Raw genomic sequence first — 18,307 nt, forward strand, 5'->3', positions numbered from 1 at the left:
CGTGACCCTCCGAGCCGTTCCGGCGACCCGACAGCCGATCACCGATCCCTGACGCTTGAGCCCTGATCCCTGACCCTGATCCCTGATCCCTGATCCCCGACTCCTGCCCTGACAGAGCCGGCATCCGTACGCGCCGGCTCTGTCGCGCGCAGCCGCTGCGGCACCCTCGCCCCCAAGGCGATTCCGCGCTTTCCTTTCGCGCGACGGAACTCACGCGGCACAACTCACGAAAGGGCGACGCCCGGCACGTTCACGAGGATTACGCGCCTCGACGGACCCGCTTACGGCGGGAAATGGGGAACGGGGACTGCGCTCCGACCGGGACCCCTCCCCGTTCACCCCGGAACCCGGCACCCCCGGCGCACGGGACGGACCGAACACGCCCCCAACCCACCACCGGGCGCCTCCCGAAGAAGGCGAACGCGACCTCGGGGACGAGAACCAGTGCGAGGTTTTCCCGGCCGGGCGGGCGGCGAGCAGAGGGACGGCCGGAGAGCGCCGGAGAGGAAGTGTGCGGTGGCGCCTTATCCGCACGCACCGGGCAGGAAAATCCAATATTCAAGTTACCTCGGGTAGATGTCGCGGGTACGCCCCTCGTTGCCCGGACGAGGCGCACACCGCACCGCGAAGGCGGGGAACCTGCTGGAGCGGCCGACCGCCGTCTCGGCGGCGCTTCACCCCGCGACCGGGGGGCGAAGGCCGGGCCATCCCAGCCGAGTTGACGGTATTTCAGCAGGTCCGGGCGACTTCGTCCGGACGGGCCCGACAGACGTCCGGGGGCATTCCGGGTACCGGCATCGGAGTACTTCACTCGGTAACCCGTGATATTTCCGGCACGGCATTCCGCCGCGGACTCCGGCCGCGCACACCGTCAAAGGCACATGCGTTCTCGGCGTGTTCGGGCGAGTGGCACTGGCCCCGGATCTATATGGTTGTTTGTTCAAGGTCTCAAGGCTGCGGCTGAGCGGTGCCCGGAGCCGGACTTGAACCGGCACGGCCCGTAGGCCAGCGAGGTTTAAGCTCGCCGTGTCTGCATTCCACCATCCGGGCCTGGGATCCCCCATGCCACCTCAAAGAGGCAGCACGAGCGTAGCCCGCAGCGCACGACACAGATCGGCCGCTCTTCCCGAGGTTGTCTTATTTTATTGGCAACTGAGGGTGCATCAGTGCCTGGTACAGGCCTTGGGCACATGCCTGAAGCCCACGTTCGCCATGACGCGCCCCAACGCAATTTCGTGCCCGAATTGACGGAAACTCGACGCCTCCTCAGGACCCCCGTCGACGCCGCGCCGTCACCCGTCCGACTGCTGTGGACGCGGTAGCGCCCCTCAGGGTTCGGCTCCTCCCCAGGGATGACACGTGCTCCGCGGCTACCTCCCAGGTGTGGCCCAGGACGGGCACAGGGGTTGACGTCCACGTCACCGGGGCTGTCCCACGATGGACAGGTCCGCTTCCGTCCGCGGCAGAGGCCCTCGTGGCCGTCGCGGACCGATGGCCTTTCGTCCCGACAGGAGCCCGTTCCCGTGACCACCACCCACTCCGGCGTCGCCACCGCCACCCGCGCCACCGCGGCGGCCGCCCGCGCCACGGACCTCACCAAGGTCTACGGACAGGGCGAGACCCAGGTGGTCGCCCTGGACGCGGTCTCCGTCGAGTTCCGGCAGGCCGAGTTCACCGCGATCATGGGCCCCTCCGGGTCCGGCAAGTCGACCCTGATGCACTGCATGGCAGGGCTGGACTCGATCTCCGGCGGCTCCGCCCGGATCGGCGAGACCGAACTGACCGGGCTGAAGGACAAGAAGCTCACCCAGCTCCGGCGCGACAAGATCGGCTTCGTCTTCCAGGCGTTCAACCTGCTGCCGACCCTGACCGCCCTGGAGAACATCACCCTGCCCATGGACATCGCGGGCCGGAAGCCCGACCGCGCCTGGGTGGACCGCGTCGTGGAGACCGTGGGCCTGGCCGGCCGTCTCAAGCACCGGCCCAGCCAGCTCTCCGGCGGCCAGCAGCAGCGCGTCGCGGTCGCCCGCGCGCTGGCCTCCCGGCCGGAGATCATCTTCGCCGACGAGCCCACCGGGAACCTCGACTCGCGCTCCGGCGCCGAGATCCTCGGCTTCCTGCGCAACTCCGTGCGCGAACTGGGCCAGACCGTGGTGATGGTGACCCACGACCCGGTCGCAGCCTCCTACGCGGACCGGGTGGTCTTCCTCGCGGACGGCCGGATCGTCGACGACATCGCCGGTCCGACCTCCGACATGGTGCTGGAGCGCATGAAGGGCTTCGACGCCAAGGGCCGTACGAACTGACCCGTCGCCCCTCTCACTTCGCACCTCTCCTCCAGGACTGACCCACCATGTTCCGTACCGCCTTGCGCAATGTGCTCGCCCACAAGGCCCGGCTGCTGATGACCGTCCTCGCCGTGATGCTCGGCGTGGCCTTCGTCTCCGGCACCCTGGTCTTCACCTCGACCCTCTCCGAGGCCTTCCGCACCAGCTCCCAGAAGAGCCTGGAACACGTCGACGTGGCCCTCGAGCCACCGCGGTCCGACCAGGGCCCCGGGAGCCCCCAACGCACCCCGCAGATCGACCAGAAGCTGTTGGACAGGGTGGCTCGGGTGCCCGGCGCCGCGACCGCCACCGGCCTCGTCTCCGGCTACACCGGCGTCGCCGACAAGCACGGCAAGCTGCTCGGCGCGGGCCTCTCGACCCGCGGCAGCAACTACTTCCCGGGCAAGGACGGCAAGGACGCGCGCTACCCCATGCGGGACGGCGCCGCCCCCAGGGGCCCCGACCAGATCGCGCTGGACGCGCGCACCGCCGACAAGGCCGGCTACCGGGTCGGCGACACCGTACGGATCTCCGTCGACGGGCCGGTCCGTGAGCCGAAGCTGACCGGCATCTTCACCACCGACGACGACCGGGCCGCGGCCGGCGGCACCCTCACGCTGTTCGACACCACGAGCGCCCAGAAGCTGTTCCGGACGCCCGGGGCGTACAGCGTGATCCAGGTGACCGCCGCGGCGGGCACGTCCCAGACCACCCTGCAGCACGCGATCCAGCGGGCGCTGCCCCCGGGCAGTGCCACCGTCGAGACCGGGAAGCACCTCGCCGACACGCAGGCCGGCATGATCGAGGAGCGCATGGACGGGATGAAGACCGGGCTGATGGTCTTCGCCGGTATCTCGCTCTTCGTCGGCATCTTCCTCATCGCCAACACCTTCACCATGCTCGTCGCCCAGCGCACCAGGGAACTGGCGCTGCTGCGGGCGGTCGGCGCCGCCCGACGCCAGGTCACCCGCTCGGTACTGATCGAGGCGTTCCTGGTCGGCACCCTCGCCGGTGCGACGGGCCTGGTGGCCGGTATCGGCGTCGGCGCGGGCCTGCGCGCGCTGGTCAGCGGCACCGCCGGGAACCTTCCCGACGGACCGCTGGTGGTCGCGCCCACCACGGTGCTGACCGCGCTGGCCGTGGGCATCGTCGTCACGGTGCTGGCCGCCTGGCTGCCGGGCCGGCGCGCCGCGAAGATTCCGCCGGTCGCCGCGATGAACAGCGTGCACCTCCCCGCCACCACCAAGTCGCTGGTGGTCCGCAACAGCATCGGCGCGGTCTTCGCGGGCGCCGGTACGGCCGCTGTGCTGGCCGCCACCGGTATGGACGACGGCCGCAGCACCATGGGCGTGGGGGCGGTGCTGCTGCTGATCGGCGTCTTCATCCTGACGCCGCTGCTCTCCCGCCCGCTGATCGCGCTGGCCGCCCCCGTCCTGCGGGCGTTCGGCACCGCCGGCACCCTCGCCCGGCAGAACGCGCTCCGCAATCCGCGCCGTACCGCCACCACGGCCTCCGCGCTGATGGTCGGGCTGACCCTGATCACCGGCCTGACGGTGATCGCGACCGGTGTGCAGAAGGGCGTCGACAAGCTGGCCACCGAGTCGCTGAAGGCCGACTACGTCATCTCCATGGACAGTCAGCAACCGTTCTCCTCCCGGCTGGAGAAGGCGGTCGACGCGGCGGACGGGGTGGTGGCCAGCGGCCCGCTGCGCAGGGAGATGGCCGAGGCCGGCGCCGAGCCCGAGATGCTGAACGGCGTCGACGGCCGGGAGTTCGGATCCCTGACCCGGCTGAAGTTCACCGAGGGCGCGCTCGGCGAGCTGCACGGCAACCGGGCCGTCGTGGACGGCGACACCGCGAAGAACCGGCACTGGAAGACCGGCTCCCGTGTCCCGGTGACGTTCCCCGACGGCAAGAAGGCCACGCTGACCCTCTCCGGCGTCTACGAGGGCAACGACATGTTCCGCGGCCTCGTCCTCGACAACGCCACCCTGGCACCGCACCAGAAGCACATCGCCGACGACCAGATCCTGGTGAAGATGGCCGACGGGGCCACCGACGGCAACAAGGACACCCTGGCCAAGGCGCTCGGCAACAACCCGGCCATCGTCGTCGCCGACAAGAAGGACGTGTCCGAGAGCATCTCCCAGACGGTCACGGTGATGCTGAACATGCTCTACGGCCTGCTGGCCATGACGGTGATCGTCGCGGTCCTCGGTGTCATCAACACCCTGGCGATGTCGGTCTTCGAACGCTCCCAGGAGATCGGCATGCTGCGCGCCGTCGGTCTGGACCGGCGCGGCGTCAAGCGCATGGTGCGGCTGGAGTCGCTGGTGATCTCGCTCTACGGCGGGGTGCTCGGCGTCGGCCTGGGCGTGTTCTTCGGCTGGGCGGCCGGTGAGCTGATCAGCATGTCGATGAAGAGCTACGAACTGGTGCTGCCGTGGGAGCGGATAGGCCTCTTCCTCGCCCTGGCCGCGCTCGTGGGGGTGCTGGCCGCCCTGTGGCCGGCCCGCCGCGCGGCCCGGCTGAACATGCTGACCGCCCTCAAGGCCGACTGACACCCGCTACGGCACCGGCCGCTGCCCGCCCGCTCCCTTCCGAGGGTGCGGGCGGGCCCCGTTCAGCCGCGGGGCGGGGCGGTGCGCCAGTCGCGCGCCCGCAACGGCAGGCCCGCGTCCCCGGGTTCCGGCGTACGGACGGCCAGCACCTGGTTGACTCCTATCCGGTTGCGCTCGAAGGACAGCGCGCACGCGGCCATGTACAGCCGCCACACCCGGGCCCGGCCCACGGAGGTGTGCCGCGCCGCCTCGTCCCAGTGCTCCTCCAGGTTGGCGACCCAGTGCCGGAGCGTGCGCGCGTAGTGCTCCCGGATCGCCTCCACGTCCCGCACCTCGAACCCGGCCTCCTCCAGCTGGCCGACGGTCCGGCCGAGCGGGGCCAGCTCGCCGTCCGGGAAGACATAGCGGTCGATGAACTCGTCGACGTGGTACGCCTCCTCGTCCAGCACCGGCCGCCGGGCGATCTGGTGGTTGAGCAGCCGCCCGCCGGGCTTGAGCAGCGCGTACAGGGCGTCGGCGTACTCCGCGTACTGCGTCCGGCCGACATGCTCGGCCATCCCGACCGAGGAGACGGCGTCGAACGGCTCGTCGTGGATCTCGCGGTAGTCCTGCACCCGGATCTCGATCCGGTCGGCCAGCCCGGACTCGGCGATGCGCTTGCGGGCGAAGGTGGCCTGCTCCTCGGAGAGGGTGATGCCGACCGCCCGTACGCCGTACTCGCGGGCCGCGTGCAGCACCATCGAGCCCCAGCCGCAGCCGACGTCGAGCAGCCGCGCGCCCTCCGTGAGGCCGAGCTTGCGGCAGATCAGGTCGAGCTTGTCGCGCTGGGCGTCCTCCAGGGTGGTGACGCCGTCGTCGGCGGTCCCCCAGTAGGCGCAGGAGTAGACCATGGACGGGCCGAGCACGAGCGCGTAGAAGTCGTTGCCGACGTCGTAGTGGTGGCTGATGGCTTCCTTGTCGCGCCGCAGGGTGTGCAGCGGGCCGCGGCGGCGTCTGACCTCTTCCGCGGGCGGGGTGGGCGGCACCGGCACACCGGCCAGGGTCAACAGCTCCCGGGCGGCGGCCCGGACCTGCGGGCGGGCCAGCGCGCGCAGGGCGGCGGCGCGATGCGGCTTGGGGGCGTCCGCCCGCTCCCAGATCAGTCCGGCGAGCCGGTCGAGCGCCTCGTAGAGATCGCCCTCGATGTCCAGGTCGCCGGCCACCCAGGCGCGGGCCAGGCCCAGCTCACCCGGCTTGAACAGCAGCCGCCGCAGCGCCCGGCGATGGCGGATGACGAGCGTGGGTGCCCCCGGCGGACCCGACTCGCTGCGGTCCCAGGCGCGGATGCGCACCGGGAGCGGGGCTCCCAGCACCTCCTCGGCGAGCTTGGTGAGCCGTCCAGCGGCGTCGGCCATGTCGCACACCTCCGTGTTGACGAGTCGGGCAAAGAAGTTTCACCCACCACGTAAACGCCAATGGGGCGCCCAAATAGTCCCGTTCACACGCAAGAGAACCGCACACCGGCGGGTTTTCGCCAGAGCGGACACGCCAAAGGGCGTCCGCCCCACGGATGGCGGACGCCCTTCGGGCTGGTCGGAGTACCCGACCGGGAATTCAGGAAGCCTTGGCCTTGGTCTTGTCCCCGGCCTCGGCGGCGGTCGGCGGGGCCGGCGCCGGCTTGGCGGCCTCGTAGAACTCCTCGCGGGGGTTCTCCATGGCGCCGAGCGAGACGACCTCGCGCTTGAGGAACATGGCAAGCGTCCAGTCGGCGAAGACCCGGATCTTGCGGTTGTACGTCGGCATCGCCATGCCGTGGTACGCGCGGTGCATGTACCAGGCGAGACGGCCCTTGAGCTTGATCTTCATCTTGCCCATGACGATCATCGCGACGCCCTTGTGCAGGCCCAGACCGGCGACCGCACCCTTGTTGGCGTGGCTGTACTCCTTCTGCGGGAAGCCCCGCATACCGGAGAGCACGTTGTCGCCGAGGATCTTGGCCTGCCGCAGCGCGTGCTGCGCGTTCGGCGGGCACCAGGCGTTCTCGTTGCCGTTCTTGCGGCCGACCATGTCCGGGACCTGGGCGTTGTCGCCCGCGGCCCAGATGTAGTCGGTGCCCTGCACCTGGAGGGTGGTGCCGGTGTCGACGTGGCCGCGCGGGCCGAGCGGCAGACCGAAGCGGGCCAGCGCCGGGTTCGGCTTGACGCCCGCGGTCCACACGATGGTGTTGGAGTCGACCTCGAGGCCGTTGTTGAGCTTCACGTGACCGTCGACGCAGGAGTCCATGCCGGTCTTGAGGTAGACCTCGACGCCACGGCTCTCGAGGTGCTCCTTGCCGTAGGCACCGAGCTTCGGACCGACCTCGGGGAGGATCTTGTCGGCGACGTCGACCAGGAGGAAGCGCATGTCCTCGCGCTTCACGTTGTTGTAGTACTTCGCAGCGTCGCGGGCCATGTCCTCGACCTCGCCGATGGTCTCCGCACCCGCGAAGCCACCGCCGACGAAGACGAAGGTCAGCGCCTTGCGGCGGACGTCCTCGTCGGTCGTGGAGTCGGCCTTGTCCAGCTGCTCCAGCACGTGGTTGCGCAGGCCGATGGCCTCTTCCACGCCCTTCATGCCGATGCCGTTCTCGGCCAGGCCCGGGATCGGGAAGGTGCGGGAGACCGCGCCCATCGCGATGACCAGGTAGTCGAAGGGCAGCTCGTACGCCTCGCCGACCAGCGGGGCGATCGTGGCAACCTTGCGGTCCTGATCGATGGTGGTGACCCGGCCGGTGAGAACCTCCGCCTTGGGCAGCACACGTCGTAGCGGCACCACGACATGGCGGGGGGAGATGCTGCCGGCTGCAGCTTCAGGGAGGAAGGGCTGGTACGTCATGTACGAGCGCGGGTCGACGACCGTGACGGTCGCCTCGCCGTACCGCATCTGCTTGAGGATGCGGCGTGCCGCGTACAGGCCTACGTACCCACCGCCTACAACGAGGATCCTGGGACGCTCCGTGGTGCTCATGCAATCGAGTATCCACCCCCACATGGGGGGTCGCTCGTGAGCCCCTTCACAAGCAGACGAGGGGCATCTGCTACACTCCGCCGCTTTCGTGACCGACGCCATAGCGCCGAACGGAACCACCGTGGGCCACGAGGCGTTGGAGACCCCTGTTGATCAGGGATTGTGCCCCGCCGGACGGCCGAACCACCGCCTCCGCGCACGCACCGCCCACGCCACGACGGCCGGGCATTTTCCGGGTCGAGAGGCCCCGGAGCCTTCGAATGAGGGTCGGACGATCAGATTGTTCGCCCAACGGGAGGCTTTTTCATGTGAAGGATTTCACGAACTTTCTTCGCCGACCCCTCCGCGAAGCCCGTCCGAGCCCCCTGAAGCGCGCTCGGACGCGCATTGCCCCCGCTCAAAGGGCCACTCGGCAGAGGCCGTTGCCGGCCCCTGCCGTCGAAGCCCGTGCCCTCAGCCGGCGAGGCTCCAGGCGATGCCGTCCAGGATGTCGTGCTCGCTGACGACGACCTCCTCGGCGCCGGTCCGCTCCATGATCGACAGCAGCACGAGCGCGCCCGCGGCGATCACGTCGACCCGGCCCGGGTGCATGACGGGGACGGCCGCGCGCTCGGCATGGGTGGAGGACAGCAGCCGGTCCGTGATCTCGCGGACCTTCGCCAGCGGGATGCGGGAGTGGTGAATGGCCTCGGAGTCGTACTGGTCGAGGTCCAGCGCGATCGCGGCGACCGTGGTCACGGAGCCGGCCAGGCCCACGAGGGTGGCGGCCTCGCTCAGCGGGACGGTCTCCTCGGCCCGGTCCAGCGCCGCGGCGATATCGGCCTTGATGGCGCTGATCTGCCCCGGGGTCGGGGGGTCGCTGATCTCGCCCTCGTGCACCAGGTGCCGCTCGGTCATCCGTACACAGCCGACGTCGACCGAGCGCGCGGCGCGCACCGAGTCGCTGCCGAGCACGAACTCGGTCGAACCGCCGCCGATGTCGACCACCAGGAACGGCCGCTCCATGCCCGGCCGTCGCCCACCACCCTTCCCGGCGAGGCCCTTCGCGCCTGCGGCCTCGATGCCGGTGAGCTCCTTGGTGGCGCCGTCGAAGGAGAACTCCGCCTCCTGGTCGCCGGTGATCACCTCGGGCTCCACGCCCAGGATGTCCACCACGCCGCGGACGAAGTCCTCGCGGTTCTCCGCGTCGCGGGAGGCGGAGGTCGCCACGAAGCGGACCTGCTCGGCGCCGAGGCCCTTGATCACCGCGGCGTACTCGCGGCAGGCCGCGAAGGTGCGCTCCAGCGCCTCGGGCGCCAGCCGGCCGGTGCGGTCCACGCCCTGGCCCAGCCGGACGATCTGCATCCGGCGGTCGAGGTCCTTCAGCTCGCCGGTCGCCGGGTCGCAGTCCGCGACCAGCAGCCGGATGGAGTTCGTACCGCAGTCGATGGCGGCGACCCGCTTCACGTGGCGTCTCCTTCGGGAGCGTCCTGGGCTTCGGAGGTGTCCTGGCACGGGGTCACGCACGGCCCCTTCTTCCACCACTCCGGCAGCATCGCCAGCGCCTCGTCGCCGAGCGGGTTGACGCCCGGCCCGGCCGCCAGCGAATGGCCGACGAGGACGTGCAGGCACTTGACCCGGTCCGGCATGCCGCCCGCGCTCGGGAAGCCCTGCAGCACCTCGATGGCGTCCCGCCGCCGGATGTAGTCCTCATGGGCGGCCCGGTAGGCGGCCGCAAGCGCAGGGTCGGTCGCCAGCCGCTCGGACATCTCCTTCATCACGCCGTTGGCCTCCAGCGTGCCGATCGCGGAGGCCGCGCGCGGGCAGGTGAGGTAGTAGAGCGTGGGGAAGGGCGTGCCGTCCTCCAGGCGCGGCGCCGTCTCGACGACGTCCGGCTGCCCGCAGGGGCAGCGGTGCGCGATGGCGCGCAGGCCGCGCGGCGGGCGGCCGAGCTGGTCCCGGAAGGCGGCGATGTCCGCGTCGGTCGGCTCGGTGGGCTCGGTCTGGGGCGGGGGCGTGTCCATGTGCGCTTTCGGTGAGGTGAGTGGTGAGGTGGCGGCGGGGCGGGCCGTCCCGTCCCGACACTACGGGCTGCCGTCCGGCGGCGGTACGGGCAGCCGGGGCTACCGCTTGTCGGCCGCGTCGACGGTGTCCCACAGATTGTCGTACCAGGGGCGCTGCGCCGCCTGCGGCCCCTTCGGTGCCGCGCCGGCGCGGGAGCCGTCCTGGACGATATAGCCGGTCTCGCCCGGCTTGATGTAGTGCAGATGCCGGCGGGCCTGCTGGCGTACGAAGTCGGGGTCCTGCCAGCGGGCCTTCTGTTCGCGCAGCCGGTCGAGGGCGGCGCCCGCGTCCTGGGCCTTGCGGCGCTGGTCGGCGATGTCCGAACGCTGGGAGACGTACTGCCTTATCGGGTACGCGAGGGCGACGACCAGGGAGCACATCACCAGCGCCAGCAGGGCGGCGCGGCCGGTGAGGCGGTTGCGGCGGGGCGGCCGGGCTCGGTAGACGCGGGCGGCGGCCTGCTCGCCGAGCGCCTTGAGTCGGGTCGCGGTCGAGAACCGGTCCGCGGGCACGTCGTCTCCCCTTCACTGACGGACGCCTGACTGCTGAAGCAGACGCGTCCCCGGCAACGGTACGGGACCGTTGCCGGGGACGTACGGGGTGCTGGGCGGTTGTCTCGCCCGATCAGCCCTTGCCGTCCCGGTCGGCCGGGGCGGCGGACCGCCGTGGGTCAGCTGCCGTGACGGAACCGCGGGAAGGCGGAGCGGCCGGCGTAGACCGCGGCGTCGTCGAGGATCTCCTCGATGCGCAGCAGCTGGTTGTACTTGGCGACGCGCTCGGAGCGGGCCGGGGCACCGGTCTTGATCTGGCCGCAGTTGGTGGCGACGGCCAGGTCGGCGATGGTGACGTCCTCGGTCTCGCCGGAGCGGTGCGACATCATGCACTTGAAGCCGTTGCGCTGGGCCAGCTCGACGGCGTCCAGGGTCTCGGTCAGCGAGCCGATCTGGTTGACCTTCACCAGCAGCGCGTTGGCGGAGCCCTCCTCGATGCCGCGGGCGAGGCGCTCGGGGTTGGTGACGAACAGGTCGTCGCCGACGAGCTGGACCTTGGCGCCGAGCTTGTCGGTGATGACCTTCCAGCCGGCCCAGTCGTCCTCGAACAGCGGGTCCTCGATGGAGACGAGCGGGTAGGCCGCCACGAGCTCCTCGTAGTACTCGGTCATCTCGGCGGCCGAGCGGTCCTTGCCCTCGAACTGGTACGTGCCGTCCTTGTAGAACTCGGAGGCGGCGACGTCCAGCGCGAGCGCGATGTCCTGGCCGGGGGCGTAACCGGCTTCCTTGATGGCCTCGAGGATGAGGTCGAGGGCCTCGCGGTTGGAGCCCAGGTTCGGGGCGAAGCCGCCCTCGTCGCCCAGGCCGGTGGCCAGGCCCTTGGCCTTCAGGACCTTCTTGAGGGTGTGGTAGACCTCGGCGCCCCAGCGCAGCGCCTCGGAGAAGGACTCCGCGCCGATCGGGGCGATCATGAACTCCTGGATGTCCACGTTGGAGTCGGCGTGCGAGCCGCCGTTCAGGATGTTCATCATCGGCACGGGCAGGACGTGCGCGTTCGGACCGCCGAGGTAGCGGAACAGCGGGAGGTCGCTGGCCTCGGAGGCGGCGTGCGCGACGGCGAGGGAGACGCCGAGGATGGCGTTGGCGCCGAGCGAGCCCTTGTTGTCGGTGGCGTCCAGGTCGAACATGGCCTGGTCGATCAGCCGCTGCTCGGTCGCGTCGTAGCCGACGAGCTCCGGGCCGATCTGCTCGATGACGGCCAGGACGGCCTTCTCCACGCCCTTGCCCAGGTAGCGGTTCGGGTCGCCGTCACGAAGCTCGATGGCCTCGAAGGCGCCGGTGGAGGCACCGGACGGCACGGCGGCACGGCCGGTGCTGCCGTCGTCGAGGCCGACCTCGACCTCGACCGTGGGATTACCTCGCGAGTCGAGAATTTCGCGGGCTACGACGACGTCGATCGACGGCACGTTGTCTCCTTCGTGGGTGTCTGGCGTTCTGCTGCATGAGCCTAACGGCCTCGGGCTCGTCCGCCTGCCCTTGGCCCGCTCCGTGGGACCGAACGCCCGGGAATACCGCCCAAAGACCCATTTCGCCTGACCTTTCGGCCCACTGCCCACTGAACGGAAAAGTCGTAGAACGGCGCCGGTCACCGGGGTGCGGACACCGGTGCGGCCGCCTCGGGTGCGGTCCGGTCACCGCCCCGGACGGGAGAAGCCCCGCCGCGACGCGCTGGGGGAAAGGGCGCGCCGGACGGGGCGGTCTCACGGAGGAAGGGGGCCCGCCGCTCGGGCCCGCCCAAGTCCCGGTGAGGGGTGGACTCAGACGTTGAGCTTCTGACCCGGGAAGATCAGGTTCGGGTTGCCGCCGATGACCGACTTGTTGTCCTTGTAGACGGACTTCCAGTCGGTGCCGTGCGCCTTGGCGATCTTGGCGAGGGTGTCGCCCGCCTTGACGGTGTAGTTGCCGTGGCCCATGGACTTGCGCTCGGTGGAGCGCGAGGCGTGCTCGGGGGCGGCCGGGGCCTTCTTCGCCTCGGTCTTGGCGCCCTGGTCCTGCTGGGGCGCGGACTTGGTCTGCGCGGAGGAGCCGGAGGTGTCGACGTTCGCGGCCGGGCCGCCGGCGGTCAGGTTGCCGGCACCGGCGCAGGACCAGGCGCCCGGGCCCTGGATGGCGAGGAGCTTCTCGGCCGCGGCGATCTGCTGGCTCTTGGAGGCCAGGTCGGCGCGCGGCGCGTACTGGGTGCCACCGGCGGCGGCCCAGCTGGAGTTGGAGAACTGCAGGCCACCGTAGTAGCCGTTACCGGTGTTGATCGACCAGTTGCCGCCGGACTCGCACTGGGCGACCTTGTCCCAGGTGGAGACCGAGGCGGCGGAGGCGGAGGTGGCGCCCATCAGCGGGACGGCCACGGCAGCACCGGCGATGCCGGCGAGGGTGGCGACGCGGACGGCCTTGGACGGACGACGGTGCTTGCCCTTGATGATCAGCATGGTTCGTTCGTTTCCTCACCGACGCCTACGAGGTGAGCTGTCGGGTTCGGGCTGTGAGAAATCGCCCGGCCGCGTGCGCGTGGCGCACGTGGCTTCACCCCAAGCCGGTTGACCCGCTTTCACGGGTGGGGCCGGCACTTACCTTGGGTCCCCCGCTCCTGCCTTCGGCGCTTGCGCGTCAGTTGCCTCCGATCACCGGCAGGATTCGGCGTGTGATCGAAGGGCCCGCTTTGGCGAGCGGTCCTGACGTTAAGCAGTAATGCCCTTGGGGTTCAAACCCCATCATCTGAACCAAGTTGACCGTTTTTGATCACGGTTGGGTCACATACCCGCAGGTGAACCCCGGTTTGCCAGGGCCGGACGAACCGGGGTTCAGCGCAGTCAACGAGAGCCTTGTCTCACTTTCCCAAAAGCGGGCGAACGGCGGCGAATTACCCCGCGGTGTGCCCGAGATCGAGCTGTTGGCCCGGCTTGATCAGGTCTGCGTCGGAGCCGACGACACCCTCGTTGTGGTCGTAGAGGGCGCCCCAGCCGCCGGGCAGCCGGTGCGCCGCGGCGATGGCTGACAGCGTGTCACCGGGCCGCACGGTGTACTGGCCGCCGGCCGGCGGGTCCGTACGCGCATCGTCGCCGCGGGAGGCGTGCCGGCCGCCGGAGGACCGGCCGCCGTCGTCGGCGCCCTCGCCGTCCGTGCCGCCGCGGTGCTTGCCCTGGGCGGGCGCCTCGTGCGGTGTGCCGGTGGTGTCCGTGCGGCTGCCGCCGTCGGACGGGTCGGCGGACCGCGACGGGGCGTCGTCCCGGTCGTCCGGGGTCGCCGGGGCGGACGGCTCCGGGCCGGTGGACGCCTTGCCGGAGCCGGTGGAGTCCGAAGCGTCGGGCGAGGGCGCGGGGTCGGACGGCCCGTCGCCGGGCTCGTCGCCCGGCTCGTCGTGCGCCCCGGAGGCATCCGAGCCGTCGGAGCCCGAGCCGGCGGAGCCCGAACCGTCCAGGCCGCCGCCCCAGGGGTCGGAGGAGTCGTCCGACGGGGCGGGCGAGGGGGTGGCGGTGCTGCCGGGGTCGACCTCCGGCGCGCGGCCGTCCTTGGTCAGACCGGCGCTCTGCGCGCAGCTCGACCAGACGTCCGGGCCGCGGTGATCGAGGATCGACTCGGCGACCGCGATCTGCTGGGAGCGGCTGGCGAGGTCGGGGCGCGAGGCGTAGGCCGCGCCGCCGTAGTTGTCCCACATCTCCTGGGTGAGCTGCAGCCCGCCGTAGTAGCCGTTGCCCGGCGCCGCGCTCCAGACGCCGGCGCTCTCACACTGGGCGACCTTGTCCCAGGTGGTGGTGTCGGCGGCGTGGGCGCCGCTCGCGGCGAGCAGCGGCAGGGCGAAGCCCGCGCCGGTCACTCCCGCCGTGACAAAGATGGCCGGTGCTTGACGGGGGCGCCGGTGTCGGCCGTTCCCGGAACGCATGCGGATGCCTTTCGCGCGGCGGTTGAGTTGTCCGACGAGCTCTGCGAGCTGCTCGACGGTCACCCGCCCGGCCGACACGCACGAGGCGCACCGTTACACCGGTCCCCCACATCACCGCTTCGGCCGATCGAGTGAAGCCCGTCGATCGTCGGTGGAAAGGTAACCGGGGTCACGGGTAGTCACAAGTCGGTGTAGTGCAGATCACGTAAAGGTCACGCGACTGACGATGTGTCACTTTTGCCCTTGTTGCTGGTCAGGGCGTTCGGGCGGGAACTCCACCGGCAGCGACCGCAGTCCGCGCATGATGAGCCCGCCGCGCCAGCGCAATGCGTCGGGTTCCGCGGCGAGCCGGAGGTCCGGGAGCCGGGTCAGCAGCGTCGCCAGAGCGGTCTGTCCTTCGAGCCGGGCGAGCGGCGCGCCGAGGCAGTAGTGGATGCCGTGCCCGTAGCCCAGGTGCTGGTTGTCACGGCGGGTCAGATCGAGCACATCCGGCTCGGTGAAGCGTGCCGGGTCGCGGTCGGCGGCGGCCAGCACCACCAGGACCGGGTCGCCCTGCGCGATCCGCTGCCCGCCCAGCGTCAGCTCCTGGGTCGCGAACCGCCAGGTCGCCATCTCCACGGGACCGTCGTAGCGGAGCAGTTCCTCGATGCCGGTGGTCAGCGGATCGGTGTCACCCGCCGTGATCGACTTCTGCAGCAGCTCACGCTGGGCGGGGTGGCGCAGCAGCGCATAGATGCCGTTGCCGATGAGGTTGACGGTGGTCTCGAAACCGGCGAAAAGCAGGATGAAAGCCATCGCGGCGGCCTCGTTCTCGGTGAGGTGCTCGCCGTGGTCCGAGGCCCGGATCAGGCCGGAGATCAGGTCCTCGTCCGCCTCCGCGGTGTCCCCCAGGGACTCGCGCTTGCGGTGGATCAGCTCGGCGAGATAGCCGCGCATCTTCTTCACCGACCGGGCTACCCCGCCGCGCGGGCCCCCGCCGTGCCGGATCATCATGCCCGCCCAGTCGCGGAAGTCGTCCTGGTCCTCACGCGGCACGCCCAGCAGATCGCAGATCGCGTAGATGGGCAGCGGGAAGGCGAACTCATGGATCAGATCGGCCTCGCCGCGCTGCGCGAAACCGTCGATGAGGTGGTCGGTCAGCTCCTGGACGCGCGGGGCGAAGGCGGCGACCCGGCGCGGGGTGAAGGCCTTCGAGACCAGCCGGCGCAGCCGGGTGTGGTCCGGGGGGTCGATGTTGAGCAGATGCGTCATCAGGTTCGCGCTGCGCTCACCGGGGATGCCGACCTTGCCCTTGCCGTGCGCGGCCTCGCTGTGGTGCACCGGGTTCTTGGACAGCCGGCCGTCGGCGAGCGCCTGCCGCGCCTCGGTGTAGCGGGTCACCAGCCAGGCCTCGACGCCGCTGGGCAGCTCGGTCCGGTGCACCGGCGCGTGCTCTCGCAGCCAGGCGTACGCGGGGTAGGGGTCGGCGGCGAACTCCCAGGTGAACAGCGCGGGGGCGGGCGCGGCGGCGGGGCAGCCCGCGGGGGCGTCGGCGGCGGGGGCGTGGGGCTTGTCGTGCACCTTCCGACCGTAACCGGTGGGCGCATCCGGGCGCGCCCGCGCACCGGCCGGGCCCCGGCGGCCGCCCCCGCTACGCCGGATCCACCCCGAGCCCGGTCAGGAACGCCACGGCCGCCGGCGACGGGCCGAGAGCGCTCCACACCACCCGCTCGGTGCGCTCGGGGGCCGGCCGCAGCCGCACGGTGCGCAGCCCGGCCAGCTCGGCGGCGATGGCCTCCGGCACCATGCCGACGCCCAGGCCCGCCCGCACCAGCTTCGCCAGCAGCTCGACCGTGGTCACCTCGAACGCCACCTCGGAGGTCAGCCCCGCCGCACGGAACGCCTCGTCGCGCTGGCGGCGGGCCGCGGACCCCGCGGTGAAGTCGACGAACGTCTCCCGCGCCACCCGCGACAGCGTGGTCCACTCCCGTTCCGCCAGCGGATGCCCCGGCGGCACCACGGCGACCAGTTCACCGCGCGCCAGCTCCTTCTCCCGTACGCCCACGGGGCGGGCACGCGGCACCAGCCCGACGAAGGCGACATCCAGTACGCCCTGCCGCACCTGCTCGATGAGCTGATCGCTCATCTCGGTCTGCAGGCTGATCCGGACCTGGGGACAGCGCCTACGGAAGGCACCCAGCTCACGGGCCAGATCGACGGCGGCGACGGTGGTGATCGCGCCGACCGCGAGCCGGCCGCGCACCTCGCCGGTCGCCGCCGCGACCTCGGCGCGGGCCCGCTCGGCCGCCTCCAGCGCCTGCCGGGCCACCGGAACGAAGGCCTCACCGGCGGCGGTCAGCCGGACGCTGCGGCTGGTCCGGTCGAAGAGCCGGGCACCGAGCTCCTTCTCCAGCCGGGCGATCTGGTGGCTGAGCGCGGACTGCACCACATGGCAGCGCTCCGCGGCCCGGGTGAACCCCCCGGTCTCGGCCACCGCGACCACATAACGCATCTGCTGGAGCTCCATGCCACCGAGCCTAGGTCCATCCATCTCCATCCGCGATGGATGCGATGACAACGATGTGTTGGACTCATCGATGGGACGGGCCCAGGCTGGGAGACGTCCGCCGCCACGGTGGCAGCGGGCACGACAGGGAGGGCGCGTCATGGAGACCGAGCGCATACCGGAGGCGGTCACCGCACATCCGGCGGATCCGCGGCCGGGGCTGGGACGCGGCACGCTGCTGCTGATGTCGGTCGCCACCGGACTCTCCGTCGCCGGCAACTACTTCGCCCAGCCGCTGCTCGACATCATCGGCCGCGATCTGCACCTCTCCGCATCCACCGCCGCCCTGATCGTCACCGTCGCCCAGGTCGGCTACGGCCTCGGCCTGCTGCTGCTCGTCCCGCTCGGCGATCTGCTGGAGCGCCGCCGGCTGGCCGTCACCCTGACCGCGGCGACCGCGGTCTTCCTCACCGTCACCGCGAGCGCGCCGAACGCCGCCCTCCTGCTGGCCGGCACCGCACTCACCGGCCTGACCTCGGTCGCCGCCCAGGTCGTGGTCCCGTACGCGGCGACCCTCGCGGCGCCCGCCGAACGCGGCCGGACCGTCGGCACCGTCATGACCGGGCTGCTGCTGGGCATCCTGCTGGCCCGTACGGCCGCCGGGCTCCTCGCCGAGCTGGGCGGCTGGCACACCGTGTACTGGGTGAACGCGGGGCTGATGCTGCTGATGGCGGTGCTGCTGCGGCTGCGGCTGCCCGCCCTGCGCACCGCCGCCGGGCTGCGCTACCCGGCGCTGCTGCGCTCGACGCTGGCGCTGTTCGTCCAGGAGCCGGTGCTGCGGTGGCGGGGCGCGCTGGGCGCGCTGACCTTCGCGGGCTTCAGCGTGCTGTGGACGGCGCTGGCGTTCTTGATGTCCGGCCCGGCCTACGGCTGGCAGGAGTCGGCCATCGGTCTGCTGGGGCTGGTGGGCGCGGCCGGTTCGCTCTCCGCCTCGCTGGGCGGGCGACTGGCGGACCGGGGCCTTGTGCACCATGTCACCGGCACCGCGGCGTTCCTGCTGCTCGGCTCCTGGGGCCTGCTCGCCGCCGGCGGGGCGGGCGGCGGCTGGTCGCTGGCGGCGCTGCTGGCCGGGGTGATCGTGCTGGACCTGGCCGCGCAGGCCCTCCACATCAGCAACCAGAACCTCGTCTACGCGGTCCGCCCCGAGGCCCGCAACCGCCTCAACTCGGCCTACATGACCAGCTACTTCGCCGGCGGGGCGGCCGGGTCGGCGCTGACCTCCCTGGTGTGGGGCGCCGCGGGCTGGGGCGGGGTGTGCGTGCTGGGCGCCGCACTGGCGGCGACGGCCGTGGGTCTCTGGCTCGCCGACCGCCTGCGAAGCCGTCCTACGAAAGGCACGCGCGGACAGCGGGAGCCGGTGGCCGCCCCGGGGACGGCGAGCGATGTCGCTCGGTGACGTCCGGCCCTTCTGCGGGGAT

13 protein-coding genes, 1 tRNA gene and 1 riboswitch are annotated in these 18,307 nt (G+C 71.3%); of the genes, 3 read left to right on the top strand and 11 right to left on the bottom strand.

Annotation, left to right across the window (positions count from 1 at the left end; all coding sequences use genetic code 11):
* Positions 1–968: 968 nt before the first annotated feature.
* Positions 969–1,050, bottom strand: a tRNA-Leu gene (locus Scani_RS31960).
* 473 nt (positions 1,051–1,523) lie between these two features.
* On the opposite strand from Scani_RS31960, the gene Scani_RS31965 reads away from it, so the two are divergent.
* Positions 1,524–2,306: an ABC transporter ATP-binding protein gene (locus Scani_RS31965; RefSeq protein WP_159481228.1), complete on the top strand. Its 783-nt coding sequence runs from the start codon at positions 1,524–1,526 to the stop codon at positions 2,304–2,306.
* Between the two features lie 47 nt (positions 2,307–2,353).
* Positions 2,354–4,888 (top strand): ABC transporter permease, encoded by a 2,535-nt coding sequence (locus Scani_RS31970; protein WP_159481229.1) that lies wholly within the window; start codon positions 2,354–2,356, stop codon positions 4,886–4,888.
* Positions 4,889–4,950: 62 nt separating this feature from the next.
* Here Scani_RS31970 and Scani_RS31975 read toward each other — a convergent pair whose 3' ends face one another.
* The 10 genes from Scani_RS31975 to Scani_RS32020 all read right to left on the bottom strand — a co-directional run bounded on the left by Scani_RS31975 (position 4,951) and on the right by Scani_RS32020 (position 16,850).
* Positions 4,951–6,282: an SAM-dependent methyltransferase gene (locus Scani_RS31975; RefSeq protein WP_159481230.1), complete on the bottom strand. Its 1,332-nt coding sequence runs from the start codon at positions 6,280–6,282 to the stop codon at positions 4,951–4,953.
* 199 nt (positions 6,283–6,481) lie between these two features.
* Positions 6,482–7,873: an NAD(P)/FAD-dependent oxidoreductase gene (locus Scani_RS31980; protein WP_159481231.1), complete on the bottom strand. Its 1,392-nt coding sequence runs from the start codon at positions 7,871–7,873 to the stop codon at positions 6,482–6,484.
* A gap of 453 nt (positions 7,874–8,326) precedes the next feature.
* A complete protein-coding gene (locus Scani_RS31985; protein ID WP_159481232.1) occupies positions 8,327–9,319 on the bottom strand; it encodes a Ppx/GppA phosphatase family protein in 993 nt (330 codons plus the stop codon).
* Positions 9,316–9,876, bottom strand: coding sequence for a DUF501 domain-containing protein (locus Scani_RS31990; protein WP_159481233.1), 561 nt, complete (start codon positions 9,874–9,876; stop codon positions 9,316–9,318). Before Scani_RS31990 ends, Scani_RS31985 begins: the two co-directional genes overlap by 4 nt.
* A gap of 99 nt (positions 9,877–9,975) precedes the next feature.
* Positions 9,976–10,428 (bottom strand): FtsB family cell division protein, encoded by a 453-nt coding sequence (locus tag Scani_RS31995; RefSeq protein ID WP_159481234.1) that lies wholly within the window; start codon positions 10,426–10,428, stop codon positions 9,976–9,978.
* Between the two features lie 158 nt (positions 10,429–10,586).
* A complete protein-coding gene (gene eno / locus Scani_RS32000; protein WP_159481235.1) occupies positions 10,587–11,873 on the bottom strand; it encodes a phosphopyruvate hydratase in 1,287 nt (428 codons plus the stop codon).
* Positions 11,874–12,224: 351 nt separating this feature from the next.
* Positions 12,225–12,893, bottom strand: coding sequence for a LysM peptidoglycan-binding domain-containing protein (locus tag Scani_RS32005; protein ID WP_159481236.1), 669 nt, complete (start codon positions 12,891–12,893; stop codon positions 12,225–12,227).
* 7 nt (positions 12,894–12,900) lie between these two features.
* A riboswitch (cyclic di-AMP (ydaO/yuaA leader) is annotated at positions 12,901–13,073 on the bottom strand.
* 251 nt (positions 13,074–13,324) lie between these two features.
* Entirely contained in the window at positions 13,325–14,278 is a 954-nt protein-coding gene (locus Scani_RS32010; RefSeq protein ID WP_281392127.1) for a LysM peptidoglycan-binding domain-containing protein, read from the bottom strand.
* 297 nt (positions 14,279–14,575) lie between these two features.
* Positions 14,576–15,904 carry a cytochrome P450 family protein gene (locus Scani_RS32015; protein ID WP_159481238.1) on the bottom strand — a complete coding sequence of 443 codons (1,329 nt, stop codon included), beginning with the start codon at positions 15,902–15,904 and terminating at the stop codon, positions 14,576–14,578.
* 70 nt (positions 15,905–15,974) lie between these two features.
* Complete coding sequence (locus Scani_RS32020; protein WP_159481239.1) at positions 15,975–16,850, bottom strand: LysR family transcriptional regulator; 876 nt, start codon at positions 16,848–16,850, stop codon at positions 15,975–15,977.
* A gap of 139 nt (positions 16,851–16,989) precedes the next feature.
* Between Scani_RS32020 and Scani_RS32025 the strand changes: the two genes are divergently transcribed.
* Positions 16,990–18,285: an MFS transporter gene (locus Scani_RS32025; RefSeq protein WP_159481240.1), complete on the top strand. Its 1,296-nt coding sequence runs from the start codon at positions 16,990–16,992 to the stop codon at positions 18,283–18,285.
* Positions 18,286–18,307 lie beyond the last annotated feature (22 nt).

The sequence above is a fragment of the Streptomyces caniferus genome (assembly GCF_009811555.1).
Taxonomy (GTDB): domain Bacteria; phylum Actinomycetota; class Actinomycetes; order Streptomycetales; family Streptomycetaceae; genus Streptomyces; species Streptomyces caniferus.

What these genes read in the sequence shown, in the direction of transcription:
- Scani_RS31970 (WP_159481229.1), top strand. Translation starts at nt 2,354, where the DNA reads ATGTTCCGTACCGCCTTGCGCAATGTGCTCGCCCACAAGGCCCGGCTG.
- Scani_RS31975 (WP_159481230.1), bottom strand. Translation starts at nt 6,282, where the DNA reads ATGGCCGACGCCGCTGGACGGCTCACCAAGCTCGCCGAGGAGGTGCTG.
- Scani_RS31980 (WP_159481231.1), bottom strand. Translation starts at nt 7,873, where the DNA reads ATGAGCACCACGGAGCGTCCCAGGATCCTCGTTGTAGGCGGTGGGTAC.
- Scani_RS31990 (WP_159481233.1), bottom strand. Translation starts at nt 9,876, where the DNA reads ATGGACACGCCCCCGCCCCAGACCGAGCCCACCGAGCCGACCGACGCG.
- Scani_RS32005 (WP_159481236.1), bottom strand. Translation starts at nt 12,893, where the DNA reads ATGCTGATCATCAAGGGCAAGCACCGTCGTCCGTCCAAGGCCGTCCGC.
- Scani_RS32020 (WP_159481239.1), bottom strand. Translation starts at nt 16,850, where the DNA reads ATGGAGCTCCAGCAGATGCGTTATGTGGTCGCGGTGGCCGAGACCGGG.
- Scani_RS32025 (WP_159481240.1), top strand. Translation starts at nt 16,990, where the DNA reads ATGGAGACCGAGCGCATACCGGAGGCGGTCACCGCACATCCGGCGGAT.